Below are 24,155 nucleotides of genomic sequence, written 5' to 3' on the forward strand. Positions count from 1 at the left end.
GCTAGGCCCCGCGGACACTGGACATCATTTTTCGAGCCCCGATCTCTTTCGCCTGCGCCTGCGGTGGCTGGCCCTGGTCCGTCGCCAGTCTTTACGTGCCTCCGTCCGGCCGCCTGCCGGGTCAGGCTGGCCCCGGTTCGTCCTCTGTGTTTCCGTACTTTCGGTCCGCCACCTGCCATGCGCTGACTCGCCAGCGCGCCGCGAGGTACTTCTTTGCTCGTGCAAAGAAGTACCTGTCAGGTCTCGGCTGGTTATAAACGCGTTTTCGAAAGCAGTCGGGGTGGGTTTGCTGCCACGCCTTGAGGGCCGCTACGGGCGTTCGGTGACCCAGGGCCTTTTGCTGGATGGCGTGGTTGTACAAGTACAGGTAATGGTACAGGGCATCCTGCATCTGCTCGCTGGAGTCGATGTGGTACGTGCGCAGGAGATCGGCAATGCGCCCGTTGAAGCGCTCGACCATCCCGTTCGTCTGGGGCTTTCTGGGCTGGGTCAGGCGGTGTTGGATGCCGTGTTCGGCGCACAGCCGGTCGAATGGGTGACGGCCGGTCGGCTGGCGCTCTCCGGTGACCACAAAACGGTCGGTGAACTCCTTGCCGTTGTCGGTCAGTACATGCGTGACGTAGAACGGTGCCCGTTCGAGCAGCCGTTTCAGAAAGTCTCGCGCTGCCGCCCCGGACTTGGATGAACGAACTTCGAGATAGACCCAGCGAGTCGCCCGATCGATCGCCACGAACAGATAGCGACGCGAGGACTCTTCAGCCAGCTTCGGCAGGTACTTCACATCCACATGCACAAAGCCCGGGACGTACGCCCTGAAGGCCTTGCGGGGTGGCGCCGGCTCCCCCTCGGCCTGCTGCCGCAGCGCCTTCAGGCTGGCCACGCCGTGGCGGCGCAGGCAGCGGTCCAGGGCGGCGCGGCTCAGGTCCGGCTGCACGAACTCGCGGGCCACGACCAGCAGATCATCCAGCGACAGCCACAGCCACTCGCGTACCGCGATGAGGATGGCTTCCTCTCCGGGCGTCAGGGCCGTCTTCATCTGGTGCGGGCGGTGAGACCGGTCCTGGGTGTCTTCCCGGTGGCGCCACTTCATCACCGTATGGCGACTGATGCCCAGGCGGCGTGCCAGGTCCCGGTGACGGACCGACGGCGGTGCTTGCTGGATCTCGCGCCGGGTCCGCGGGGTGGTACGGGCGTTCACGTGAATCGCACTGGACATCGAATCACCTCCGGTGGGGCTCTGCCAACAGGGTAGCTAGCCACTCCCGAGCTCGAAACAGCGGCTCCTTCTCCGACGGTAGGTAACCACCTGAGACCTGACAAGTACCCAAGAAACACGCCCGACTGCCGCGACCCCGGCCCGCTGTGCGGGCCGGGGTTTCCCTCGCTCCGAGGCTTTTCGCGGGTGGCGCTGAACTCGCTACGCCTTCGGCTCCGCTCAAACATCCAGCGCCTTGAATCCCGCGAAAAGCCTCTCCACTCGGCGCGACGACAACGGGGGTGAAGGTCCAAACAACGGCTATCCCAGCGTTCTTGCCAGTGGATGATGGCTAGGTCTTCGGACATCTTCGGCACGCTCGGCCTGTGGCCGTTGCGTGCCGCACCCGCGAAGCGGGTGCCGGGGACGTAGGATGCGGATGAGCGCAGCGAATCGCATCAGGGGTTCGCTAGGCGTTGGAGATGGTGCGTTTCGCTGCGCTCAACCGCACCCTACGAGATACCGTCTGTTTTGACCTTCTCCTCCCGTATGGAGCCCCTTGCGGAAGGGTCCTCGGGCCGGGAGAAGACGCTGGATGTCTGAGCGGAGCCGAAGGCGCAGCGAGTTCAGCGCCTGGCAGGCGGCGGACCGAAGGCACGTAAACACTGGAGTACGAACCGGGACAAGGCAACGACAAGACGTCAAAGCCAAACATGCAAAAGGGGCCAACCTGGCCCCTTTGCTTGAATCTGGCGGAGAGGGAGGGATTACGGCGACGTGGTCGCCGCCCTCCGGGCCGCCTCCGCTCTGCTTCGGCGTTCCGGTGTCGCTTCGCGCCACCGGTCGAACCATCATCTTGATCGATCGAGGGTTCGAATCCCGATACGCCAGGGGCTGGAAATGCAAAAGGGGCCAACCTGGCCCCTTTGCTTGAATCTGGCGGAGAGGGAGGGATTCGAACCCTCGATACGGGGTTACCGTATACACACTTTCCAGGCGTGCGCCTTCGACCGCTCGGCCACCTCTCCGTTTTCCGCAACCGCTGGACGGTCACGAAGCGCGGAATCCTAAACCAGGCGCGGCAGCGGCGCAATGGAGGGGACGAAAAACAGCAGCTTGCGGGATCAGGAACCGCCCTTGCCCGGCAGACCGGGAAAAGCGTGCACATTGCCCCCGGCAGTTCCCGCATCGTGAATGCGCGGGGTACCCACTGCCGTGACCTCGTCGATCCGAATCAACGCATGCATCGGCACATGGAAGCGCTCCACACCCTCGAACTCGGTACGCAAGCGCTCCTCCGAGGGATCCACCACCACCTGTGTGCGCTCGCCGAACAGCAGGCCCTCGATGGTGACGAAACCGTAAAGCTCGTCCTGGTAAACGTCACGGGCGTACAGCTCGTACGTTTTTCCGTTGTTCAGAAAATTGATTCGGTACCGCAGATTCTTGTCCATGGGCTCCATCATGGGGGAGCAACCGCAGATTGCAACGGGTTGGCGTTGGTCCGGAGCGCCAGAGTCGGTATGATTCCGGGCGTTATCCGCATGGGTCCCGGCACGCCAACGATGAATTCCTCCCAGGAGCTGCTCGATCATTTGAGCCGCAACAGCTCGCCGTACCAGGATCCGCTCATGCGGGTTCGCTGGGATGCGCTGTCTTCGGAGGACTACTGGATCCCGGAAGAGGCCATCTCGCTGTTCGGCACGCCCGAATATTCCGCGCTGTCGGGCGAGCAGAAGCGGCGCCTCTCGCAGTACGAATTTCTCTATTTCATCAGTGGCGCGCTGTGGCTGGAAGGCCTGTTCATGGAACGCATCTCGCGCATCTCCATGCACTCGACCGGCCGCCTGGACCGGCTGAACTACCGCCTGCACGAGCTGCGTGAAGAGGCCGGTCACAGCCTGATGTTCATCGAGTTCATGCGTCGCAGCGGGCTGGAGCTGCCGGAACGGCGCTTCCCGAAACCAAGGCTCGCCACCCTGGTCGGCCGCTTTGCCCCCTTCGAGTCCTCGATCTTCTGGATCGCAGTGATGATCGGCGAGGAGGTCCCGGATCGGATGAACCGTCTGATCCACCAGCGCCGTGACCAGATCAGCCCCACGGTGCATGACGTCGTCTCCACCCACATGATCGACGAAGCGCGCCACATGGCACATGCCCGCGACACGCTGGAAAGCTACCTGGATACCCTGCCGACCTGGCAGAAGGCGGCCTATCGCCCGCTGATGCGGCGGGTGTTCCGCCAGTTCGTGCACGCCTTCTACTACCCCACGGCGGATATCTACCAGCTCGCGGGCCTGCCCGCGGGCCCACACTACCGCCGTCTGGCGCGCGACAACCCACGCCGGGCCGCCTTCATCGATACCTGTGTCGACCCCGCACTGCAGATCCTCCGCGCCCAGGGCCTGGTCCTGAACTGGCGATAGGGTCACCATCTCGCCCTTCGCCGGTCGTCGGCTAGCACTGCCTGCACGGCCGATTGGGTATCATCGGTTCATGTTCCCGCACCTCCACCTTCGCCCCCCGAGCTCGACCTGGCGCCAGATCGAGCTCGGCGTGTTCATCGTATTGCTGGTGATGATCGGCCTGCGGGTCTGGTTCCAGCCGCCCTCGGCCCTGCAGCAATTGACCTTCCGCGAGGAACTGCAGGTAGTGCTGGTCGAAGCGCCTTTGGGGCGTTCGGAGCTGGCGGCCACTGAGGGCCACGACCAACTGGAACTGGCCCTGCTGCATGGCTTCGCGAAGGAACTGGGCACGCGCATTCGCGTAACCCGCGTGGAGACCGCCGCCGAGGCCCACCGCCGCCTGCGCGAACACCGGGCGGACCTGGCCGCCGGGCTGCTGGTGGACCCCGATGAACCGACGATCGAACGCGGTCCGGAGATCCTCGCCATCCAGCAGGTTCTCGCCTTCTGGCGCGGCAACGAATCCACCGCTGCACTGCCCGCCCTCGCCAGCCTGCCCGCCGGAACCCGACTGGGACTCACCGCACAGTCGCCGCTGCCGGAACGCCTGCGGGCCCATCTGGCCCACGCCGACGCGGCGAGGCAACAGGTATCGGTCCGGGCAGGGGATCCGGAGTCCGAGACCCCGAATCCGGGCCTGTTCGAGACCCTCGGGTACGAGCCGCGAGACCCGCCGGTCGAGCTGGTACCCATCGGGACCGCCGAAGCGCAACGCCAGGCATTGGCCGCGGGCCAAATCGACTATGCCCTGATGAGCTCCCTGGAGTTCGGCCGGCTGCAACGCTTGCATCCCGACCTGCGTACCGCCTATGAATTCGAGCGCGGGGTGGCCGTCACCTGGCTGTTCCCGGCCGGCTTCGACCGCAGCCTGATCGACGCGGCGGAGGCCTACATTGACCGCCTGCGAGGGAACCGTGACCTGGAACTGATGATCGACCGCTACCTGGGCCATCTGGAGACCCACGACCTGGTGGACGCCCTGACCTTCGCCCGGCGCGTGGATAACCAGCTGGATCGCTTTCGCGACCTGTTCGAACGCGCCGGCGCCGAATACGGCCTGGACTGGCGCTTCATCGCCGCCGTGGCCTACCAGGAGTCACACTGGAACGCGGAGGCCATCTCCCCCACCGGGGTGCGCGGGCTGATGATGCTGACCCAGAACACCGCGTCCGGCCTCGGCGTCGAGGACCGCACCGACCCGGCATCCAGCGTCGACGGCGGCACCCGCTATCTGCTGGACCTGCGTGAGCGTCTACCGGAACGCATCCCGGAACCGGATCGCACCTGGATGACGCTGGCGGCCTACAACGTCGGGCTGGGACACCTGCATGACGCCCGGCGCCTGGCCGATACCAACGGCGACGATCCGAATCGCTGGCTGGACGTAATGCAGTGGCTGCCACGCCTGGCGGAACGCGAATGGCACGAGCAAACCCGCTATGGCTACGCCCGCGGCTGGGAGCCCGTGCTCTACGTGCAGAACATTCGCAGCTATTACGACAAGTTGATCCAGCGCTTCCCCGCAAGCAGCGACCATATCCCCAACGCACCGAAAGTCTACCGTCGCGTCCCGCTATCGCTCTGAAGCGTGGCGGGCGCGGTCAGCGCACGCCCTCGTCTTCCCTGGGCGACGCTGATGAGTCGCGTTGATCCCCCAAGTTTTTCGAGACAAGGCGCGCTGTGCGGGCCTTGGCGTCCTGCGATCCGCTGCCCATCCATCAGACCCAAGGCAGGATCGGGAACATGGGACACCCAAACGCACGTGTACATTGATCAGTGTTTCCCTAGAATCCGTACCCCCACACCCTTACCCCCGGACCCAGGCCCATGACCGCTACCACCCGCGCCTCCCTGCGCGCCGCCATCGGACCGGGCCTGCTGATGGCCGGAGCGGCGGTGGGCGTCTCGCATCTGGTCCAGGCCACCCGGGGCGGGGCCGAATACGGTCTACTGCTGATCCCGATCGTGCTGCTGGCCTGCCTGTTCAAGTACCCCTTCCTGGAATTCGGCCCGCGCTACGCCGCGGCCACCGGACATAACCTGCTCACCGGCTACCACCGCCTTGGCAACTGGGCCCTAGGACTCTACATCGCCGTCACCCTGGGGACGCTGTTCATCATCCAGGCCGTGGTCACCCTGACCACTGCGGGGCTGTTCGCACTGGTGTTCGGGCTGGACCTGTCGATGGTCGCGCTGTCCGCGCTGATCCTGGCGGCCTGCATCGGGTTCCTGATGGTCGAGGCCTACAAGGGCCTGGACCTGGGCATGAAGATCATCATGGCGGCGCTGAGCGTTTCGACGGTGGTCGCGGTCGCCCTGGCCTTCCAGGAGGCCCCGGACTGGCAGACCCTCTCCGGCGCACCGGAATGGTCGAGCCTGTGGACCCTCGCCGGCTTCGCCTTCGTGCTGGCCCTGCTCGGCTGGATGCCGATCCCGCTGGATGTCGCCGCCTGGCACTCGGTCTGGACCCAGGAACGCGCCCGCATGACCGGGCACCATCCCAGCGTGCGCGAGGCCGTGTTCGACTTCCGCCTCGGCTTCATCGGCGCCACCCTGCTGGCGCTTGCATTCATGTTGCTGGGGGCATTGCTGATGTACGGCACCGGCATCGGCTTCGCCCCGGGGGCGGCCGCGTTCTCGGCGCAGCTGGTGGATCTCTATGCCCAGAGCCTGGGCGAGTGGAGCCGCTCGCTGATCGCCATCGCGGCACTCACCACCATGTTCTCCACCACCCTGGCGGTCACCGACGCCTATCCGCGGGTCATCATGGCGATCATCCGCACCCTGCGAGAGAACGGCCACCAGGCGCAGGACATGGAACCCGCCCCCCGGGGCGAGCGCGGGCTGGACTGGTGGGGCTATCGCATCGCCCTGCTGATCGTCGCGGCCGGCGCGCTGGCCCTGATCTGGCTGGCCGGCGAGCAGTTCACGCGCTTCGTCGACATCGCCACCACCCTGTCGTTCCTGTCCGCTCCGATCCTCGCCTGGCTCACCTTCCGCGCGGTGATGTCACCGGACGTGCCGGCCGCCGCGAAACCGGGTCCCGGCCTGCGTGGCCTGGCCTGGGCCGGCCTCGTCTTCCTCGGCGGGTTCTCGCTGGCCTGGCTGGTCTGGCGCTTCGGGCTCTGAAGCGCCGCAAGCCGTCAGGAAGCCGCTTCGCTGGCGCGCACACAGAATCGCGCCAGGATGGCCACGTCGTGCCGCGCCTGTCCGGCCTCGAGCGCCGCATCCACGGCCTCGCGCACCGGCGTGAGCCCCTCCGTCGCCAGCCCGAGATCGCGGCTAAGGTCGGCGATAATCCCCAGATCCTTGTGGTACAGGCCGACTTGGAACCCGGGCTCGAAGTCGCCGTCCAGCAGGCGCTGCCCGTGCACCTCGAGGATGCGCGAAGAGGCAAACCCGCCCATCAGCGCCTCGCGCACCCGCGCCGGGTCGACACCGGACTGCTCCGCCAGGGCAAAGGCCTCGCCCACCGCGACCAGGGTCTCGCCCACCACCAGCTGGTTGCAGGCCTTGGCGATCTGTCCCGCGCCGCTGTCGCCCACGTGGGTCAGGGTGGAGCCCACCACCTCGAAGATCGGCCGCAGCCTCTCGACAACATCGACCGGCCCGCCCACCATCAGGCTCAGCGTCCCGGCCCGCGCGCCCGGCTCCCCGCCCGAAACCGGGGCATCCACGAAGGTCACCTCGCGTTCGGCGGCCGCGCGGGCGATGGCGCGGGTACGCATCGGGTCGATGGTGCTGTGATCGATCACGACCAGTCCGGGACGGGCATGCTCCAGGACCCCGTCCGGCCCCAGCATCAGCGCCTCGACATCCGGCGTATCGGAGACATTCAGCACCAGCACCCGCACGCCGCGAACCAGCTCCGGGAGGCTCGTGCATGGCTGCGCCCCATCCTGCGCGAGTGCTTCCGCCGTCTCCGGCCGGCGCGCCCAGACCTGGACGTCAGCCCCGGCGGCGAGGAGGTTGCGATTCATGGGCGCCCCCATGATGCCGAGGCCAATGGCCCCGATCGGCTGGAGTTCGCGCGGGATCTGGGATGCGGACATACGGCACTCCGAAAACGGTACCCACGCACTGTAACAACCCCGCTGGAAAAGCGGCACATGGAGGGTGAACCGGATCATGCAACGCGAACACCTGCACGGCTCCCTGCTCGCCTTCACCGGCGTGATGGCACTCAGCTTCGACGGACTGCTGGTGCGCCTGGCCGACACCCAGGGCATGGATATCGTCTTCTGGCGCGGGTTGCTGATGGCCCTCGCCCTGACCCTGCTGCTGCGTATCCTCGACGGGCGCTGGGCCTGGACCCACCTGCGACTGGGCGGGCGCGATGCCGGCTGGGTCGCGGCCGGGTTCGCGGCGACCACCATCCTGTTCGTGCTCGGCATCCTGCACACCACGGTCGCCAACGTGGTGGTCATCCTGGCGGCCTCGCCGCTGTTCGCGGCCGTGTTCTCCGGACTGCTGCTGCGCGAATGGGTGCCGCTGCGGACCTGGATCGCCATGCTGATCTGTATCGGCGGGATCGTCGGGGTGTTGGCCGGCTCGCTGGAGGCCGGGGGCTGGCTGGGCGACGCCCTGGCGCTGCTGGCGGCCTTGGTGGTCGGCATCAACCTGACCCTGCTGCGCCGCTCGCCCCGAGTGGACCGGCTGGCCGTGATCGCGGCGGGCGGGATGCTGGCCGCGCTGATCGCATGGCCGCTGGCGACGCCACTCGCGGTCGGGCTCGACAGCCTCGCGGTCCTGGCGATCATGGGCCTCCTCCAGCTCCCCCTGGCGCTGACCCTGATCGCCCTGTCGACCCGCTTTCTGCCGGCCGGCGAGGTGGCCCTGTTCCTGGTGCTGGAGGCGGTGTTCGGCACCCTCTGGGTCTGGCTGTTCCTGGCCGAGGCCCCCGGCACCCTCACGCTACTGGCCGGCGGCTTGGTCCTGCTCACCCTGGCCGTGCATGCAACCTGGGGCATGCACCAAAAAAGCTCACCCTAATATTCTAATTTTCGACTTTATATCAAATGCTTATCTTGTATTTGATCGGAATAATCGCCAACGGTTCCCGTCTTACCCATAACCGGACACCAGAGGCATGGACGCCGCCTGGATCCGGTCTCTGATTGCAACGCGGCATACGCCCCGGGCGTATCGAAAACAAAACACGGGAACAAACGCAGGAGCCCGATCATGAACAAACGCTTCATCCTTCCGCTGGCCATGGCCGCCGCCGTATTCGCCCTGCCGGGTACCGCCCTCGCGGATAGCTACTATTCCGAGCAGAAAGTCGTCTATCACGTGAACCACGACAACGAACAGCGGCAGATCGGCGCGATGCGCAACATCCAGAACCACATCAACGCCGTGGGCGCCGACCGCATGAGCATCAAGGTCGTGATGCACGGCAACGGGCTCAGCCTGCTGCAGCACGCCAAATCGAACGAGGACCTGAAGGCCTTCGTCGATCAGCTGAAGATGCAGGACGTGGACTTCCAGGTGTGCAACAACACCGTCGTTGGCCGGAACATCGACATTGCTAACGACCTCTACGACGCCTCCGAGGACGACATCATCCCGAGCGGCGTGGCCCACCTGTCGCACCTGCAGCAGCAGGGCTACACCTACGTGCGTCCGTAATACCCCTGCAGCAAGCACCCGGCGACCGCCATCTCCCGGTCGTCGCTTCGGGCCCGGGTCTCCCGGGCCCTTTTCTTTGTGCAAGTAGACTCCACTCGTAAACCCGCCCCACACGGCACATGACCTTTTTGTGGCGCTGCAGACGGGAATAGGCGCGTGCGCAGGGCGTCTTATTCATACCTGTTGACCGCCTTCCCTGCGAAGCCCCCGGTCACAGCGCGCCAACCCCGGCGCAAGGCCCCGTGGCGTACCGCAACCCGCCCGGGTTCGTTGTTGTTTCAGAAGGAACCTGTGCAATGAACGCAATGAAACTGCTCTTTCCCGCCCTGCTCGCCATGGTGCTCGGCATCCCCGGCCTGGCGGCCGCGAGCGACTTCGACTATGGCACGCACAAAGTGATCTACCACGTGAACTACGATGACGAGCGGCGCTACATGGCCGCGATGGGCAACATCCAGAACCATATCAACGCCGTGGGCGCCGACAACATGGAGATCAAGGTGGTGATGCACGGGGACGGCCTCGGGCTGCTGCAAACCGCCAACACCAACGAAAACCTGCGCGGCCGCATCGAGAACCTGAAGATGCAGAACGTGGAGTTCCAGGTCTGTGCGAACACCCTGCGCGGACGCAATATCGCCCTCGAAGAACTCTTCGACGCCTCCGAGGATGACGTAATCCCGAGCGGCGTGGCCCACATCTCCTGGCTGCAGCACCAGGGCTTTACCTACAGCCGGCCCTAACAGATTCCGAAAATGTGCCGAAAGATCGGCCCGGATCGCGAGATCCGGGCCTTTTTCATGGCATCACAGGGGGACATTGGGGGTGCCGCCGCGAATCGGTATGGTATGCATTCTCCATCCGCCACGAGTCCCGCCGTGTCCGCCATCTCCATTCAGCAGCTGTACAAGGCGTACGACGGCGTTGCGGTCGTGGACGGCGTGGATCTGGAGATTGCCCCCGGCGAGTTCTTCGGCCTGCTGGGGCCCAACGGCGCCGGCAAGACCACTACCCTGCGCATGCTGCTGGGCATGACGCCGATCGACGGCGGGCAGGTCGAGGTCCTCGGCCTGCCGATGCCCGAGGGCGAGCGCGCGGTCCGCGAACGCCTGGGCATCGTGCCGCAGTTCGACACCCTCGACCCCGACTTCACGGTGATCGAGAACATGCGCACCTACGCCGCCTACTTCGGCCTGTCCGGGCCGGAGGTGGAGGCGCGCATCGACCGGCTGCTGGCGCAGGTCAACCTGAACGACAAGCGCGGCGCGCGCATCAATGCCCTGTCCGGCGGAATGAAGCGGCGCCTGACCCTGGCCCGTGCGCTGATCAACGAACCCGAGGTGGTAGTGCTGGACGAGCCCACCACCGGTCTCGACCCGCAGGCCCGGCATCATCTGTGGCGCCAGCTTCGGGCGCTGCGCGCCTCGGGCGTCACCCTCGTGCTGACCACTCACTACATGGAAGAAGCCGAGGAACTGTGCGACCGCATCGCGATCATCGACCACGGCCGCATCATCGCCTGTGAGGCCCCGAGCCGTCTGATCGCCGAGCATATCGAGCCCTGGGTCCTGACGGTCGGCGGCACGGACGCCGGGGAGGTCCTGCAGCGCGAGCTGGGCCCGAAGGACCGGGCCCACCAGGTCGCCGACACCTGGCTGGTCTATACCGCGGAGCCGGACCGGCTGCGCGAGCGCCTCCGCGCGCTCGGCCACGAGCCCACCCTGCGCGAGGCGGACCTGGAAGACGTCTTCCTCAAGCTCACCGGCCACGAGCTGAGGGACTGAGCCCATGTCCGGCGGCCACCCCATCCTGCCCCGCCCCAGCCTGCGCTTCGTCGCCGTCTGGCGGCGCAACCTGCTGGTCTGGCGCAAGCTGATCGTGCCGTCGATGCTGGGCAATTTCGGCGAGCCGATCCTGTATCTGCTGGCCTTTGGCTACGGCTTCGGCAGCCTGGTGGGCGATCTCGACGGCATGCGCTACATGGTCTTCATTGCCTCCGGCATCATCTGCTCGTCCGCGATGTTCACCGCGAGCTTCGAGGGCATGTATTCCGCCTACACCCGCATGGCGGAACAGAACACCTGGCTGGGCATGCTTGCCACCCCGCTCACGCTGGACGACATCGTCTTCGCCGAGGCCGTCTGGGCCGCGACCAAGGGCCTGATCAGCGCCATTACCATCCTGATCGTCGCCAGCGTGCTGGGGCTGGTCGCCGATGCCCGCGCCCTGCTCGCGCTGCCGGTGATCTTCCTCGCCGCGTTCACCTTCGGCGCGCTGGCCCTGGTGATTACCGCCCTGGCGCGCAGCTACGACTTCTTCCTCTACTACTTCACCCTGGCCGTCACGCCGATGTTGCTGCTGTCCGGGGTGTTCTTTCCGCTGACCGAACTGCCCGGCTGGGTGCAGGGCCTGGCCCTGGCACTACCACTGGCGCATGTACTGGAGATCGTGCGTCCGCTGATGACCGGCACCTGGCCCGCGGCCTGGCTGCCGCACCTGGCCGTGATCACCGCCTACGGCGGGAGCGCCATCATCCTGGCCACCTACCTGATCCGCCGGCGCCTGCTGCGCTGAACGCCGCGAGTCCCCAGTCCCGCTCCGGCACGGCACCCGGTTGTGCCAGAATGTCGGGCTTCCCAGCCAGCCCGAGCCCACGATGACCGAGTCTCCCTCCGGCGAACCGATTGCCCCCTTCGACCCGACGGCCGACCACCGCGAATACCTGGCCACGGCCGCCGGCGGACTCGCCCCGCTGGTCGCGCGCGAGCTGGAGGGTTTCGGGGCCCTGGACCTGCGCGAAGACCGCGCCGGCATCCACTTTCACGCGGATCTCGCCACGCTGTACCGCTGCCTGCTCGGCAGCCGCGTGGCCAGCCGCATCCTGCTGCCGCTGGTACGCTTCGACGAACCCGACGGCGATGCCTGCTACGTCGCCAGCCGGGCCCTGGACTGGCCCGCCCTGTTCGGACTCGACACCACCTTTGCGGTGGACGTAACCGGCAAGAGTTCGCACATCGGGCATACCCATTTCGCCGGGGTGCGCGTGAAGGATGGCATCGCCGACGCCTTCCGCGACGCCACCGGCGAACGCCCCGACGTGGACGCCGCCGATCCGGACGTGCGCGTGCTGCTGCAACTGCAGGGCCGACAGGCCCAGATCAGCCTGGACCTCGGCAACGGTGGCCTGCACCGTCGCGGCTATCGCGGCAGCGGCGGCGACGCCCCGCTGCGCGAGAACCTCGCCGCCGCGCTGCTGATGCGTGCCGGCTGGCCGGAACACCTGGAGACCCATCCCGACGCGCAGTTCCTCGACCCCTTCTGCGGCAGCGGCACCCTCGTGATCGAGGCCGCCCTGATGGCCACCCATACCGCCCCCGGCCTGCTGCGCGAGGATTTCCGCCCCCACGGCTGGTCCGGCCACGACGCCGGGCTCTGGGCCAGCTGCGTGGCCGAGGCGCGTGACGCGGTGCGCCCCTGGCAGGGCCCGCCGCTACTGGGCAGCGACCGCGACCGGGGGGCGGTGGCCGCCGCCCGCAAGGCGGCCCAGGCCGCCGGCGTGCGCGACTGCACGCGCTTCGAACAGGCCGATGCCCTGGCCCTGGAGCCCCCGGCCGACCACGGCATGCTGGTCAGCAACCCGCCCTACGGCGAGCGCATCGGCAACACCCCGGAACTGATCAAGCTCTACAGCCTGCTGGGCGAGCGCCTGCGCAGCGCCTTCGGCGGCTGGCATGTCGCCCTGCTGGTGGCGGACACAACGGACTCGCAACGCCTGGGCCTGCGCGCCAGCCACAAGCACCGCTTCTATAACGGCACCCTTGCCTGCCACCTGCTGCAGTTCGAGATCCATCGGCGCGACGAGCCGGCCGCGGCCCCGGCGCCGGATTTCGCCAACCGCCTGCAGAAGAACCTGCGTCACCTGGCTCGCTGGGCGCGGCGCCAGGAGATCACCTGCTATCGCATCTACGACACGGATCTGGCCGAATACCCCCTGCAGATCGACCGCTACGAGGCCGAGGACGGCACGGTTCACCTGCATGTGCAGGAGTTTGCCGCGCCCGCCAGCGTCGATCCCGCACGCGCCGAGGCGCGTCTGCGCGGCGCACTGGCCGCGATGCTGGAGGTTACCGGCGTCGAGCCCGCCCACCTGCATTACAAGCAGCGCCGGGCACAGAAGGGACGCTCGCAGTACCAGCGCGCGGAGACCGCCCAGCCCGCTCCGTTTCCGGTGCACGAGCACGGCTGCCGCCTGTGGGTCGACCTGGATGCCTACCTCGACAGCGGGCTGTTCCTGGACCACCGGCCGATGCGACTGCGCCTGCAACAGGAATGCCGCGGCCTGCGCCTGCTGAACCTGTTCTGCTACACCGCCGCGGTCAGCGTGCATGCCGCGGTGGGCGGCGCACGCCAGACCGTATCAGTCGATCTGTCCAACACCTACCTGGAGTGGGCCGAGGACAACTTCCGCGCCAACGGCCTGGAGGCCGAGATCCGCGATGGCCGCAGCCGTCGCCAGCCCGGCACCCACGCCCTCCTGCGCGAGGACGTGATCCACTGGCTGGAAGGGGCCAGCGACACGCCTGGCATGGTGTTCGAGCGGATCTTCCTGGACCCGCCCACCTTCTCCAACTCCAAGCGCACCGAGGACGACTTCGAGGTGCAGCGCGACCATGCCCACCTGATCCTCCTGGCCGCGCGCCTGCTCACCCCGGATGGGGTGCTCTACTTCTCCACCAACCGCCGCCGCTTCGAACTGGACCACGAGGCCCTGACCGGACTCGAGGCCCGCGACATCACCCGCGAGACGCTGGACGAAGACTACCGCCGCCCGCCCCCGCCCCATCGCTGCTGGGCCATCACGCACGCAGGCCGCGAATAAAGAGGCGGGGCGCCGAGGGCAACGTCGCCCAGCCCTGCACAGGGCACACACACAAAAACGCCCCGGGAAAACCCGGGGCGTTTTGTCTTCACCGTGTCACGATCAATTCGGTGGGTAGAAGGTTTCCAGGTAGTCCAGGATCTCTTCCTCCACTTCGGGGGAAAACTCCCAGAGCCCCTGCGTGTCCTGCATCCAGCGGATCTGTTCCAGCCAGATCTTGCGGGTGTATCCACGACTCGTGAACAACCGGGCCGAGTGACAAACCGTGCAGTTGTTCTTGACGGTATCGAACCCCGGCGCCTTGATCAGTCCGGTTTCCGAATCGGTCTCGTATTCCTCGGCGGCCTCGACGTGGTCGCCCGCAGTCGCGGGCACCACCCAGAGGAGGCCGAGGATGGCCGGCAGCAGCAGGACCCTCTTCGACTTCATTTCAGCTCCTCAGGCTTCTACGTGGACATCGATGTGGTGGGCCTTGTTGTTGCCGTAACCCCGCGGGTTCCAGCCAGGAAGCACCATCGGCTGGCGCTCGCCCTTGCTGTTGGTCGCCACGGCCCAGACCTGGTAGAAACCGGTGGTCGGGAACTCGATGTCGGCCTCCCACAGCTGCCAGGCAAACTTGTTGACCGGCCGCTTGAGATCGGCCTCCTGCCACGTCTGCCCATGGTCGATGGACACATGCAATTCCTCGACATCACCCCAGCCGTCCCAGGCCTTGCCCTGGACCTTCAGGCCGTCGCCCTGAGAAACACGAACGCCGGTCTCCGGAGAGGTGATGAGGGATTTCACCGGCATCTCCTCGAGGATCACCATGTCTTCTTCCGGGACCTCGGCTCCGGCCTCGACCGGGTAGGCAGGCACGCGGTAGCTCTGCCCCGTCATCTTGGCCCCATCGTGCTCGCGGTCGCGAATCAGGATGCCCTGCAGCCACTTGCCGCTCGCGGAGCCCGGGAATCCCGGCGTGATCAGGCGCAGCGGATAGCCGTGCTGCTCGGGGATGTCCTCGCCGTTCATCGCCCAGACGATCAGGGTCTCGTCTTCCACCGCCTTGCGCATGGGGCAGCCACGGGAGATTGCATCGAGGTCGTCGCGGCCGCTCAGGTGGGCATCACCCGCCTGGTAACCGATGTAGACGGCCTTGTCCTCGTCGTAGCCGACATCTTCCAGCACGTCACGCAGGCGCACGCCCGTCCAGGTCGGGCAGCCGATGGCACCCAGATCCCACTGGTTCCCGCGCGGGGACGGTTCGAAGGCGGCACGGCCGTTGCCACCGCACTCGATCCAGATCTGCATTTCGACGTTTTCGAACTTGTTCTTCAGCTCGTCGATCGAGTAGGTCACCTCGCGATTGGCCGCCTCGCCGCTCACGGTCAGGGTCCACTCCGAGGGATCAATGCCGTCCTTCGCCGGCGGGACGCCGTTGTTGCGAATAAACATGTTGGGGAACGGGGTGACTTCGTCGTGCAGCAGGTGCGGCGGCAGCTCGCCGTTGATCGGGCGATCGTTCAAGTAGATGAAGCCATCCACCTTGCCCTCGACGCTGAATCCATCGATACCGGCGGCCACGGCGCTGGACAGGGTGCTGCGGTTGAACATGGTCTGCATGGCGGTTTCCGCGCCCAGACCCATCACGGCCAGGGCGGCACCGCCCTTGCCCAGGCGACCCAGGAAACCGCGACGGGCGGCGCCCGTCTCGGTCAGCTGTTCGGTCTCCCGGGTTTCTTCTTCGGACTTGCGGTCCATCTCGGAACCATCGTTCTTGTGGTCAGTCATTTGCCTGCCTCCGGCTTGTTCTCGGAACAAAATCTCATGTACTGCCCCTCTCTCCCTGGGACAGCCACTTGGAGTTGTAGCAAACGCCTTCAAAGCCTGCAATAAAAAATGGGGATTTTTTACAAGATCCAGAAACTTCTACATAACGCCTGTATTCGATCATCGATATGCGGTGTAGAATAGGGCCCCATTGGATCTCGCAACTTGCTGATCACAAGCTTTTATTAACCTTTTTTAATATAAACGGAAGCTACACAATGAAGATCACTTTTTGTCATTCCGCATATTCCGGTTTTATTATATTTACAGTGGCGCTGATCGGCTCGTTGCTCGCAGGCGGCATTGCCAGTGCGGAGCCCGCGGCATCCATCGAGATCCACGAAATCGAAGCCGGCGAAGGGCCCGGGATCGTGCGGCATGACACGGCCATCCTGCATTACACCGGGACGCTGGAAGAAGACGGGAGCGTGTTCGATTCCAGCCGCGAGTCCGGCGCGCCATTTGCGCTCACGCTGGGCGCGGGTCAGGTGATCCCGGGCTTCGAACAGGGCGTGATGGGCATGCGCGAAGGCGGCAAGCGCGAGATCGTCATCCCGCCGGAACTCGGCTATGGCGAACGCGGGGCCGGCAACATCATCCCGTCCAACGCGACCCTGCGCTTCGAGGTCGAGATCCTCGACGTCGAACGCGCACCGTTTAGCGGGCTGGACAACGAAGGCCTGGCCGAGAAGATCCGCGAGGGCGCAACCATCGTCGACATCCGCCGCCCGGACGAATGGGCGGAGACCGGCGTGATCGAGGGCAGCTACCGCATTACCGCCTTCGACGAGAATGGCGAGCTCAACCCGACCTTTGGCGAGCAGTTCACCAACCTGGTCAAGCCGGACGAGGAAGTCGTGCTGATCTGCCGCGTGGGCAACCGCACCGGCGCCCTCGCCCGCGCTTTGGCCGACGGCCTTGGCTACGAGAACGTCTACAACGTGACCGACGGGATCATGGAATGGCTGGACGACGATCGCCTGGTACAGCACGACTGCCCCAAGACCGCCGAAACGGCCCAGTGCTGATCTCAGAGTGAGTGCGTCGGGGGTGCCGGCTCCGGATCCGGATCGGCATCCCCGTCATCGAAATCGAGACGCTGGTTCGTGCCCGGACCAGCGTCTTCTTTCGCGTCCGGTGGCGACAGGCTAAGGCCCGCGTCGGAGGCCACATCCGCCAGGTCGCGGATCTGATCGAGCGGCGGCAGCTCTTCGAGGCGCTGCAGACCCAGGTCGTCGAGGAAGCTACGGGTGGTCGCGTACAGCGCGGGGCGGCCCGGCACCTCCTTGTGCCCTACCACCCGTACCCACTCGCGTTCCTGCAGCGTGCGCATGATCCCGGTACTGACCGCTACCCCGCGCACAGCCTCGATCTCGGCGCGGGTGACCGGCTGGCGATAGGCGATGATCGCCAGCGTCTCCAGCAGGGCCCGTGACAGCCGCGCCGGGCGCTCGGGCTGGGCGGCCTGCACGGTCGCGGAGAAGCGCGAACGCACGCGGAAGCGATACCCGCCAGCGGAGCGCACCAGCTCGATCGCGCGATCGTTATAGCGTTCCTGCAGACGACCAAGCGCCCGTTCCAGCAAGGCCTGATCGATCTCGCCGAGGTCCTCGCAGGCAGCCTTCAGGTCGCGCGACCCCACCGGTTCCGCGGCCGCAAACAGCACGGCCTCCACCGCCAGCTCGACGGCCCGCAACTGCTCGTCATCAACGGCGGCGGCAGACACCTGCACGTCCGATACAGTGGTTTCGCTCACGCCGGCTCTCCCCCTTCGTCTCCCACGGGCGCCCCACGCCGGCGCAACCGGATAGGGCTGTAGGGTTCGCTCTGGCCCCACTCGATCAGGCCCGCCTTGGTCAGCTCCAGCACCGCCAGGAACGACACCACGACGCCCTGGCGCCCCTCGGTAGCCAGAAGCAGAGCCACGAAATCGGTGAAGCGTTCGGGATGCAGGCTGTCGAGGATGTTCGACATGCGTTCGCGCACCGACAGCTGCTCGGTGGAGACATGATGGTGCGCCATCAGACTGGCGCGGTGCATCACCGCCGCCAGCGCCTCCATGAGCTCGTCCAGCGTCGGCCCGGGCGGCGGCGGGCCCTCGAGCGCCTCGACGCTGGCGCCGGCGGCGAACACATCGCGATCCATGCGCGGGAGGGCATCCACTCGTTCGGCGGCGATCTTGAATTGTTCGTATTCCTGCAGCTGCCGGATCAGCGCCATGCGCGGGTCCGCATCCTCGTCTGCCTCGGCCTCCTTCGGCCGCGGCAGGAGCATGCGCGACTTGATCTCGGCCAGCAGGGCGGCCATCACCAGATACTCCCCCGCCAACTCCAGGCGCAGGGCCTGCATTACCTCGATATAGCCCATGTACTGCCGAGTGATCTCGGCGATGGGGATCGACAGGATGTCGAGGTTCTGGCGACGGATCAGGTACAGCAACAGATCCAGCGGCCCCTCGAAGGAGTCGAGAAAGACCTCCAGGGCGTCGGGCGGGATATAGAGATCGGCCGGCAGTTCCGCCACCGGCTCGCCATGCACACGATAAAGCACCTCCCCGTGCGCGCCGGTCTCGACGGTCGCGGGGCGCTCGAGGTCGTCGCTCGAGTCAGCGTACGGGTCCATGCCTCAGACTCTGGCTCATCGCAGGTAGTCCAGGCCCATGGCCCGGCGCACCTCTTCCAGGGTCTCGCGGGCCTCTTCGCGGGCGGCCTCGGAGCCCTCGACGATGATGGAGCGCACCAGCGCCGGATCCTCGGCGTATTCCTTCGCGCGTTGCTGGATGGGTTCCAGCTCGGCCTGCACCGCCTCGATCAGCGGGCGCTTGCAGTCGAGGCAGCCGATGCCCGCCGTGGTGCAGCCGGCGTGCAGCTCCTCGCGCTGGCTCGCGTCGGTGTAGACCTTGTGCAGATCCCATACCGGGCACTTTTCCGGATCCCCCGGATCGGTGCGCCGCACCCGCGCGGGGTCCGTCGGCATGGTACGGATCAGGCTCTCCACCTCGGCCGGCTCGGTGCGCAGGCTGATGGTGTTGCCGTAGCTCTTGGACATCTTGCGTCCGTCCAGGCCCGGCATCTTCGAGGCCGGGGTCAGGCGCGGCTGCGGCTCCGGCAGGATGATCTTGCCGCCACCCTCGAGGTAGCCGAACAGGCGCTCGCGATCCCCCAACGAGATGTTCTGCTGCGAATCGAGCATGGCCCGGGCAACCTCCAGGGACTCTTCTTCGCCCTGCTCCTGGAACCGCTTGCGCAGGTCGCGGTAGCGCTTGGCGGCCTTCTTGCCCATCTTGTCGGCGGCCGCCTCGGCCTTCTCGGCAAAGCCGGGCTCGCGGCCGTAGAGGTGATTGAAGCGCCGTGCGATCTCGCGCGTGACCTCCAGGTGCGATACCTGGTCCTCGCCCACCGGGACCATGCCGGCGCGGTAGGCCAGCACGTCGGCGCTCTGCAGCACCGGATAGCCGAGGAATCCGTAGGTCGCCAGGTCCTTCTCGCGCAGCTGCTCCTGCTGATCCTTGTAGGTCGGCACCCGCTCCAGCCAGCCGAGCGGGGTAATCATCGACAACAACAGATGCAACTCGGCGTGCTCCGGCACGCGCGACTGCACGAACAGCGTAGCGGAACCCGGGCTCACTCCGGCCGCCAGCCAGTCGATGACCATCTCGGTCACGTGCTGCTGCAGGTCACCCGGATCCTCGTAATGGGTGGTCAGCGCATGCCAGTCGGCGACGAAGAAGAAGCACTCGTAGTTGTGCTGCAACTCGATCCAGTTCTTCAGCACACCGTGGTAGTGGCCCAGATGCAGGCGCCCGGTGGGGCGCATGCCGGAGATCACGCGCTGGTTGGTACCCTGGTTACTGCTCACGGAATCTATCCCTTCCTCTCAGAATAAAACGGGCGCGTCCACGCCCGGTCAGTCGTCTCAGAACATGCCGCCGGACAAGGCGAACAGCATGGCCAGCAGCATCGCCGTGCGATCCACATCGTTGATGCGCACGCGGCCGTCCGCCATTGCCAGCGTGCCGTGCCAGTAGCCGGCCTCGGCATCGCGACGAACCCAGCCATCCGCAGCCAGGGCATGCAACTGCGCGTCCAGATCGATATCGGGATACGCGGCGTCGAATTCGGCTACCCATTCCAGCCCGAGTCGCAGATCGCTGTCCAGCCGCAGGGTCTCCAGCGGGCGGGTCGTCAGACTTTGCTGCGTACCATGCAGGCCGAGCTCGGCGTCCAGCGCGACCTGCCGGGGCGGCTCGTCGTTCAGCGACGCCCGCAACTGGATCGCCGGCTGGTGCTCAATCATGCCGCCCAGGGCATCGATCATGGCCGAGCCGATCAGGGCATTGCGCTGCTCGCCCTCGATGCCACGCGCGTCGACCGCTTCCAGCTCGGCCAGAAACTGCAGCATGCTGGGACGGTCCCAGCGCAGGATCCCCGCCTGCAGGTCCAGGGCCGTCAGCGTCAGGGCATCCCCCGCGCCGTCATCCACCCGGGCGTGATCGACCTGCAGCCGCAGGCGCGAATCCATGCGGTCGTTGTTCGTATGCTGGAAGGCGTCGAGGCGGGGGCGCTCCAGGTGAAGGCGGGTCGCCTCGCCCTCACGCAATTCGATCACGGCCGCCGCCAGGCCGCCTTCGTAGTCCGGCAGCCGCCCGAAGACCCCGTCGGCATCGGCCTCGAAAACCGTGGCATAACGCGCCTCGCGCGCCTCCCACGAGAAGCTGTCATCGGACAATCTCGTTTCCGGCAGGTCCAGGCTCACCAGGATCTGCTCGGACGACCAGGCGAAGCGCCCCTGGCCCGCCGCAAGATCCAGCCACAGCGGACCGCCCACCGTAGCGGCGTGTTCGGCCACCTCGGGCACGCTCATCAGGTCCATGCGCAGATCGTCGAACGCAATGCGGGTGGTCACGCCACCGCCGATCCCCGAGCGCGAATGCACCTGCAGATCCAGCGAGCGCAACAGGTGGGCGAGCAGCGAGTCGTCCGCGGCGGCCAGGGTATCCAGATCCACGAAGGAATCGCCGCGCGCCCCCAGCAGGCCATGGCGCACAGCGTGTACCAGGGGGATCTCGAAGCGCCCGTCGGCATCCTCCAGGATCAGCCGACTGCGACCGCTGGCGGCCAGGTAGCCGCGCTCGTATTCGAGCATCTCGTGACGCAGATACACCTCGCCAAGCTGAGCCTCGTGTGTCTCGGCGACGGTACCCTCGACCTGTGTGCCGACCACCACCGGCCAGATGGCCGCCACTGCCAGCACCACCACCGCAAGAACCACCCACTTACGCATTGCGCCTCCCTGCGGCCGTGCCGCGCCGTGATCCCCGCCGTCGGCCGGGGCTATTCATCCAGAAATCCCACGTCGCCCAGGCCATGCCGCATCACCTCGGGCGCGTCGCCGGTTAGATCCACCACGCTGGTGGCCTCCAGGGTCCCGGCGCCGCCGTCAATCACCAGATCCACCACCTTGCCCAGGCGCTCCTCGATCTCCCAGGGCTCGCTCAACGGGACTTCATCCCCAGGGAGTTGCAGGGTCGCGGACATCAGCGGCGACCCCAGCTCTTCCAGCAGCGCCGAGACAATCGGGCTCGCCGGCACGCGCATGCCGATCGTACGGCGCTTCGGGTGCTGCAGCCGCCGCGGGACCTCGCGGGTGGCGGGCAGAATGAACGTGTAAGCCCCCGGGGTCAGGGCCTTCATCAGGCGAAAGGCGGTGTTGTCCACCTTCGCGTAGACGCCCAGTTCCGAGAGATCGCGGCACAACAGCGTCAGGTGATGGGTCTCGTCCACCTGACGGATGCGGCGAATGCGATCCGCCCCGGTCTTGTCGCCCGGCAGGCAGGCCAGCGCATAGCAGGCATCCGTCGGCAGGGCGATGACGGCCCCCTCCTGCAGCTGGTCCAGGACCTGCCGTATCAGCCGGGGCTGGGGATTATCGGGGTGGATCGAGATCATGGGACAAGTCGGTGCGGTGATCGGCCGCGCAGTGTAGCGCATCCACCGGCGCGCCCATAAGAACGAGCCCTTAAGGAGACGCTGATTGAATCGCGCCCTCGCGCTCGAGTCGCTTTTGCGTGCGAACAAGGCGCGGTGACTGCCGTGCAGTCACTCTGCACAAGGGAGCCGCAACGCCGTGCGCGCGCAAAAGCGGCCGAGCCCCTGCTTTGAATGGTTTGTGGGGTTGGTGCCCCCTGTTCCCCGATCCTGCGTTGCGCCGCTTGCGGGTAGAACCACTACCCGCTGCTCGACGCGCCTTGTCTCGGAAAACAGGGGGCACCAACGCGAGCGCGCGATTCAATCAGCGTCTCCTTAACGGCATCCGCCCGCCGACATCGTTAGACTGGTGCCCTTACCGAGGAGAATGCCGATGCTGTACATGATCCAGGGCGAGGATGCCCCCGATTCGCTGGATGCGCGCCTGGCCGCGCGCCCGGAACACGTCGCCCGGCTGCAGGCCCTGCGCGACGACGGCCGGCTGATCCTGGCCGGCCCCTGCCCCGCCATCGACAGCAACGACCCGGGCCCGGCCGGCTTCACCGGCAGCCTGATCGTCGCGGAGTTCCCCTCGCTGGAGGCCGCGCGCGAATGGGCCGACGCCGACCCCTACGTGGCGGCCGGCGTGTACACCACGGTCGACGTACGCCCGTTCAAGCAGGTGTTTTGATGAAGCGGCGCATCCTGACTATAGCCCTGAGCGCCCTGGCGCTCGCCGGGCTGCTCGCCGCCTGCGACACGCAGGACCAAGCCACGCCGGAGTTCACCGGTGACGACGTCACCACGGATACCGGGGACGCCGATACCGTCGCCATCGTCAACGGTGAAGCGATCACCCGCGCCGACCTGTTCGCCTACGCCGGCATGGACGAGGATCCCGGCCCGGCCGCGAGCGACGGCACGCTGGAGGAAGTCATCAGCCTTGAGCTACTGCGTCAGGAGGCGGTCGCCCGCGGGCTGGATACCGATGCCGAGACCCGGCGCATCCTGCGCATGGTCGAGACCAACCTGCTGGCTTCGCTGCTGATGGAGCGCATCACCGCAGAGCTCGACATCACCCAGGCGGACCTCGAAGCGGAGTACAACCGCCAGATCGAGCAAATCCGCGGTACCGAATATCGCGCGCGGCACATCCTGGTGGAAGACGTGGAACGCGCCCGCGAACTGCTCGAAGAGCTGGAGGCCGACGCGGACTTTGCCGAACTGGCCGAGGCCCATTCCACCGATCCGGGCTCGGCGGCCCGTGGTGGCGAACTTGGCTGGTTCGCCCCGGAACAAATGGTCCCCGCATTCAGCGAGGCGGCCATGGCGCTGGAACCGGGCGAGACCACCGCGGAACCGGTCGAGAGCCGCTTCGGCTGGCACATCATCCGCCTGGAGGAAACCCGCGATACCCCGGTCCCGGAACTGGAAGACGTGCGCGCGGAGCTGATCGAGATCCTCGAAAGCCGTGCCATCCAGGAGTATCTGGAGGCGCTGCGCGAGGATGCCGACGTCGAGATCCCGACCCGGCCCGCCAACCAGTAAGGCCGGAACGCTGTGTACCCAACGGGTACGCCGCGTCCGTTTCAGTGCCCGTCGTGCCCGGCCCCGTGGCCCATGTCGCGAGCGTCTCCGTCCATATTGTGCCCGCGGGGGTGCCCCTCACCGGCACCCTCGCTCCGCTGCACCCGGGCATGAATCGCCATGGTTTCGCCGTCGGCAAACTCCAGGAGAACCGGGATCCAGTCCCCCGCCGTCAGCGGCTCGTGCAGGCCGATGAACATCAGATGCAGTCCGCCCGGCTCCAGCACCAGGGTCTCCCCAGCCGGGAGTTCCAGGCCGTCGACCTGGCGCATGCGCATCACGCCATCCACATGGGCATGCTCGTGTAGCTCCACCACCTTCGCGATGGGCGCCTCCGCCGCAACGATCCGATAATCCTGATCGCCGCTATTGCGGAGCACGAAGTACCCCCCCGTCATGTCGCCCGGCATCAGACGAATCCACGGCGTCCCCTCCATCTCCAGGCCATCGCGGCACTCGCAGATCTGCGGCGCCTCGGCCAGGACCGGAGCCACAACGCCGCCCGCCAGCAAACCCGCCGCCAAAAGGCCGCCAAGAAACAGCTTGGATCCCTTCATCGCCTTTATCCTCATTTAAGCAAACCGTAATATTGGCACAATAGGGACCGACCGCAACCGCGGGGG

At 66.5% G+C, this 24,155-nt stretch carries 23 protein-coding genes, 1 tRNA gene and 1 pseudogene; 13 read left to right on the forward strand and 12 right to left on the reverse strand.

The features are described 5' to 3' along the window. Positions 1–121 precede the first annotated feature (121 nt). A complete protein-coding gene (locus tag G335_RS0104185; protein ID WP_018175985.1) occupies positions 122–1,216 on the reverse strand; it encodes an IS481 family transposase in 1,095 nt (364 codons plus the stop codon). 324 nt (positions 1,217–1,540) lie between these two features. Here G335_RS0104185 and G335_RS14455 point away from each other — a divergent pair. Next, positions 1,541–1,798: pseudogene (locus G335_RS14455) on the forward strand (hypothetical protein). A gap of 334 nt (positions 1,799–2,132) precedes the next feature. Here G335_RS14455 and G335_RS0104190 read toward each other — a convergent pair. Both G335_RS0104190 and G335_RS0104195 read right to left on the reverse strand, forming a co-directional pair. Then, positions 2,133–2,223 (reverse strand) — tRNA-Ser (locus tag G335_RS0104190). Positions 2,224–2,319: 96 nt separating this feature from the next. Beyond that, positions 2,320–2,649: a DUF1820 family protein gene (locus G335_RS0104195; RefSeq protein WP_018144371.1), complete on the reverse strand. Its 330-nt coding sequence runs from the start codon at positions 2,647–2,649 to the stop codon at positions 2,320–2,322. Positions 2,650–2,760: 111 nt separating this feature from the next. Here G335_RS0104195 and G335_RS0104200 point away from each other — a divergent pair, with 111 nt between their 5' ends. From G335_RS0104200 to G335_RS0104210, 3 genes are all read left to right on the forward strand, one after another. Further along, positions 2,761–3,621, forward strand: a complete 861-nt coding sequence (locus G335_RS0104200; RefSeq protein WP_026182023.1) for a diiron oxygenase — start codon at positions 2,761–2,763, stop codon at positions 3,619–3,621. Positions 3,622–3,691: 70 nt separating this feature from the next. After that, positions 3,692–5,245, forward strand: a complete 1,554-nt coding sequence (gene mltF, locus G335_RS0104205; RefSeq protein ID WP_018175986.1) for a membrane-bound lytic murein transglycosylase MltF — start codon at positions 3,692–3,694, stop codon at positions 5,243–5,245. Between the two features lie 242 nt (positions 5,246–5,487). Continuing rightward, positions 5,488–6,789 carry an NRAMP family divalent metal transporter gene (locus G335_RS0104210; protein ID WP_018144374.1) on the forward strand — a complete coding sequence of 434 codons (1,302 nt, stop codon included), beginning with the start codon at positions 5,488–5,490 and terminating at the stop codon, positions 6,787–6,789. Positions 6,790–6,803: 14 nt separating this feature from the next. Here the strand turns inward: G335_RS0104210 and G335_RS0104215 are convergent, their stop codons facing one another. After that, entirely contained in the window at positions 6,804–7,712 is a 909-nt protein-coding gene (locus G335_RS0104215) for an NAD(P)-dependent oxidoreductase (protein WP_018144375.1), read from the reverse strand. Positions 7,713–7,788: 76 nt separating this feature from the next. On the opposite strand from G335_RS0104215, the gene G335_RS0104220 reads away from it, so the two are divergent. From G335_RS0104220 to rlmKL, 6 genes are all read left to right on the forward strand, one after another. Next, positions 7,789–8,652 carry a DMT family transporter gene (locus G335_RS0104220; protein ID WP_018144376.1) on the forward strand — a complete coding sequence of 288 codons (864 nt, stop codon included), beginning with the start codon at positions 7,789–7,791 and terminating at the stop codon, positions 8,650–8,652. 192 nt (positions 8,653–8,844) lie between these two features. Further along, entirely contained in the window at positions 8,845–9,291 is a 447-nt protein-coding gene (locus tag G335_RS0104225; protein ID WP_018144377.1) for a DsrE family protein, read from the forward strand. Positions 9,292–9,587: 296 nt separating this feature from the next. Further along, the gene (locus tag G335_RS0104230; RefSeq protein ID WP_018144378.1) at positions 9,588–10,034 is read left to right on the forward strand and encodes a DsrE family protein; all 447 of its coding nucleotides are present in this window, start codon (positions 9,588–9,590) and stop codon (positions 10,032–10,034) included. A 135-nt stretch (positions 10,035–10,169) separates the two neighbouring features. Then, positions 10,170–11,075 (forward strand): ABC transporter ATP-binding protein, encoded by a 906-nt coding sequence (locus tag G335_RS0104235; protein ID WP_018175987.1) that lies wholly within the window; start codon positions 10,170–10,172, stop codon positions 11,073–11,075. Positions 11,076–11,079: 4 nt separating this feature from the next. Then, the gene (locus G335_RS0104240) at positions 11,080–11,865 is read left to right on the forward strand and encodes an ABC transporter permease (RefSeq protein WP_018144380.1); all 786 of its coding nucleotides are present in this window, start codon (positions 11,080–11,082) and stop codon (positions 11,863–11,865) included. An 82-nt stretch (positions 11,866–11,947) separates the two neighbouring features. Further along, positions 11,948–14,170 (forward strand): bifunctional 23S rRNA (guanine(2069)-N(7))-methyltransferase RlmK/23S rRNA (guanine(2445)-N(2))-methyltransferase RlmL, encoded by a 2,223-nt coding sequence (gene rlmKL / locus G335_RS0104245; protein WP_018175988.1) that lies wholly within the window; start codon positions 11,948–11,950, stop codon positions 14,168–14,170. A 102-nt stretch (positions 14,171–14,272) separates the two neighbouring features. On the opposite strand, the gene G335_RS0104250 is transcribed toward rlmKL, so the two are convergent. Together G335_RS0104250 and G335_RS0104255 are read right to left on the reverse strand one after the other, a co-directional pair. Then, complete coding sequence (locus tag G335_RS0104250) at positions 14,273–14,599, reverse strand: hypothetical protein (protein ID WP_018144382.1); 327 nt, start codon at positions 14,597–14,599, stop codon at positions 14,273–14,275. A gap of 9 nt (positions 14,600–14,608) precedes the next feature. Further along, positions 14,609–15,940 (reverse strand): sulfite oxidase, encoded by a 1,332-nt coding sequence (locus G335_RS0104255; protein WP_018144383.1) that lies wholly within the window; start codon positions 15,938–15,940, stop codon positions 14,609–14,611. Between the two features lie 257 nt (positions 15,941–16,197). Here G335_RS0104255 and G335_RS0104260 point away from each other — a divergent pair, with 257 nt between their 5' ends. Next, the gene (locus G335_RS0104260; RefSeq protein WP_018144384.1) at positions 16,198–17,007 is read left to right on the forward strand and encodes an FKBP-type peptidyl-prolyl cis-trans isomerase; all 810 of its coding nucleotides are present in this window, start codon (positions 16,198–16,200) and stop codon (positions 17,005–17,007) included. A 2-nt stretch (positions 17,008–17,009) separates the two neighbouring features. Here the strand turns inward: G335_RS0104260 and scpB are convergent, their stop codons facing one another. Genes scpB through G335_RS0104285 form a run of 5 tightly spaced genes read right to left on the reverse strand, consistent with a single transcriptional unit; the run spans position 17,010 to position 21,927 of the window. Further along, on the reverse strand, positions 17,010–17,735 hold the full coding sequence (scpB, locus tag G335_RS0104265) for an SMC-Scp complex subunit ScpB (protein WP_018144385.1): 726 nt from the start codon (positions 17,733–17,735) through the stop codon (positions 17,010–17,012). Then, entirely contained in the window at positions 17,732–18,601 is an 870-nt protein-coding gene (locus G335_RS0104270; protein ID WP_018144386.1) for a ScpA family protein, read from the reverse strand. The genes scpB and G335_RS0104270 overlap by 4 nt, the downstream gene beginning before the upstream one ends. 15 nt (positions 18,602–18,616) lie before the next feature. Continuing rightward, entirely contained in the window at positions 18,617–19,837 is a 1,221-nt protein-coding gene (locus G335_RS0104275; RefSeq protein ID WP_018144387.1) for a tryptophan--tRNA ligase, read from the reverse strand. A 57-nt stretch (positions 19,838–19,894) separates the two neighbouring features. Further along, positions 19,895–21,262, reverse strand: coding sequence for a DUF945 family protein (locus G335_RS0104280; RefSeq protein ID WP_018144388.1), 1,368 nt, complete (start codon positions 21,260–21,262; stop codon positions 19,895–19,897). Positions 21,263–21,312: 50 nt separating this feature from the next. Beyond that, positions 21,313–21,927, reverse strand: a complete 615-nt coding sequence (locus G335_RS0104285) for an L-threonylcarbamoyladenylate synthase (protein WP_018144389.1) — start codon at positions 21,925–21,927, stop codon at positions 21,313–21,315. Between the two features lie 412 nt (positions 21,928–22,339). Between G335_RS0104285 and G335_RS0104290 the strand changes: the two genes are divergently transcribed. After that, positions 22,340–22,636 carry a YciI family protein gene (locus tag G335_RS0104290; RefSeq protein ID WP_018144390.1) on the forward strand — a complete coding sequence of 99 codons (297 nt, stop codon included), beginning with the start codon at positions 22,340–22,342 and terminating at the stop codon, positions 22,634–22,636. Then, positions 22,636–23,493 carry a peptidylprolyl isomerase gene (locus tag G335_RS0104295; protein ID WP_018175989.1) on the forward strand — a complete coding sequence of 286 codons (858 nt, stop codon included), beginning with the start codon at positions 22,636–22,638 and terminating at the stop codon, positions 23,491–23,493. The genes G335_RS0104290 and G335_RS0104295 overlap by 1 nt, the downstream gene beginning before the upstream one ends. A gap of 41 nt (positions 23,494–23,534) precedes the next feature. Here the strand turns inward: G335_RS0104295 and G335_RS0104300 are convergent, their stop codons facing one another. Then, positions 23,535–24,089, reverse strand: a complete 555-nt coding sequence (locus tag G335_RS0104300) for a copper chaperone PCu(A)C (protein WP_018175990.1) — start codon at positions 24,087–24,089, stop codon at positions 23,535–23,537. Positions 24,090–24,155: the final 66 nt, after the last annotated feature.

This window comes from Thioalkalivibrio sp. AKL8, assembly GCF_000380525.1.
GTDB lineage: Bacteria > Pseudomonadota > Gammaproteobacteria > Ectothiorhodospirales > Ectothiorhodospiraceae > Thioalkalivibrio > Thioalkalivibrio versutus.

Bases quoted from the DNA above. Each gene is read 5' to 3' on its own strand.
- G335_RS0104270 (WP_018144386.1), bottom strand. From the start codon at position 18,601: ATGGACCCGTACGCTGACTCGAGCGACGACCTCGAGCGCCCCGCGACC.
- G335_RS0104285 (WP_018144389.1), bottom strand. From the start codon at position 21,927: ATGATCTCGATCCACCCCGATAATCCCCAGCCCCGGCTGATACGGCAG.
- G335_RS0104220 (WP_018144376.1), top strand. From the start codon at position 7,789: ATGCAACGCGAACACCTGCACGGCTCCCTGCTCGCCTTCACCGGCGTG.
- G335_RS0104200 (WP_026182023.1), top strand. From the start codon at position 2,761: ATGAATTCCTCCCAGGAGCTGCTCGATCATTTGAGCCGCAACAGCTCG.
- G335_RS0104240 (WP_018144380.1), top strand. From the start codon at position 11,080: ATGTCCGGCGGCCACCCCATCCTGCCCCGCCCCAGCCTGCGCTTCGTC.
- G335_RS0104210 (WP_018144374.1), top strand. From the start codon at position 5,488: ATGACCGCTACCACCCGCGCCTCCCTGCGCGCCGCCATCGGACCGGGC.
- G335_RS0104230 (WP_018144378.1), top strand. From the start codon at position 9,588: ATGAACGCAATGAAACTGCTCTTTCCCGCCCTGCTCGCCATGGTGCTC.
- G335_RS0104290 (WP_018144390.1), top strand. From the start codon at position 22,340: ATGCTGTACATGATCCAGGGCGAGGATGCCCCCGATTCGCTGGATGCG.
- G335_RS0104215 (WP_018144375.1), bottom strand. From the start codon at position 7,712: ATGTCCGCATCCCAGATCCCGCGCGAACTCCAGCCGATCGGGGCCATT.
- G335_RS0104280 (WP_018144388.1), bottom strand. From the start codon at position 21,262: ATGCGTAAGTGGGTGGTTCTTGCGGTGGTGGTGCTGGCAGTGGCGGCC.
- rlmKL (WP_018175988.1), top strand. From the start codon at position 11,948: ATGACCGAGTCTCCCTCCGGCGAACCGATTGCCCCCTTCGACCCGACG.
- G335_RS0104255 (WP_018144383.1), bottom strand. From the start codon at position 15,940: ATGACTGACCACAAGAACGATGGTTCCGAGATGGACCGCAAGTCCGAA.
- G335_RS0104300 (WP_018175990.1), bottom strand. From the start codon at position 24,089: ATGAAGGGATCCAAGCTGTTTCTTGGCGGCCTTTTGGCGGCGGGTTTG.
- G335_RS0104295 (WP_018175989.1), top strand. From the start codon at position 22,636: ATGAAGCGGCGCATCCTGACTATAGCCCTGAGCGCCCTGGCGCTCGCC.
- mltF (WP_018175986.1), top strand. From the start codon at position 3,692: ATGTTCCCGCACCTCCACCTTCGCCCCCCGAGCTCGACCTGGCGCCAG.
- G335_RS0104260 (WP_018144384.1), top strand. From the start codon at position 16,198: ATGAAGATCACTTTTTGTCATTCCGCATATTCCGGTTTTATTATATTT.
- G335_RS0104185 (WP_018175985.1), bottom strand. From the start codon at position 1,216: ATGTCCAGTGCGATTCACGTGAACGCCCGTACCACCCCGCGGACCCGG.
- G335_RS0104250 (WP_018144382.1), bottom strand. From the start codon at position 14,599: ATGAAGTCGAAGAGGGTCCTGCTGCTGCCGGCCATCCTCGGCCTCCTC.
- G335_RS0104195 (WP_018144371.1), bottom strand. From the start codon at position 2,649: ATGGACAAGAATCTGCGGTACCGAATCAATTTTCTGAACAACGGAAAA.
- G335_RS0104225 (WP_018144377.1), top strand. From the start codon at position 8,845: ATGAACAAACGCTTCATCCTTCCGCTGGCCATGGCCGCCGCCGTATTC.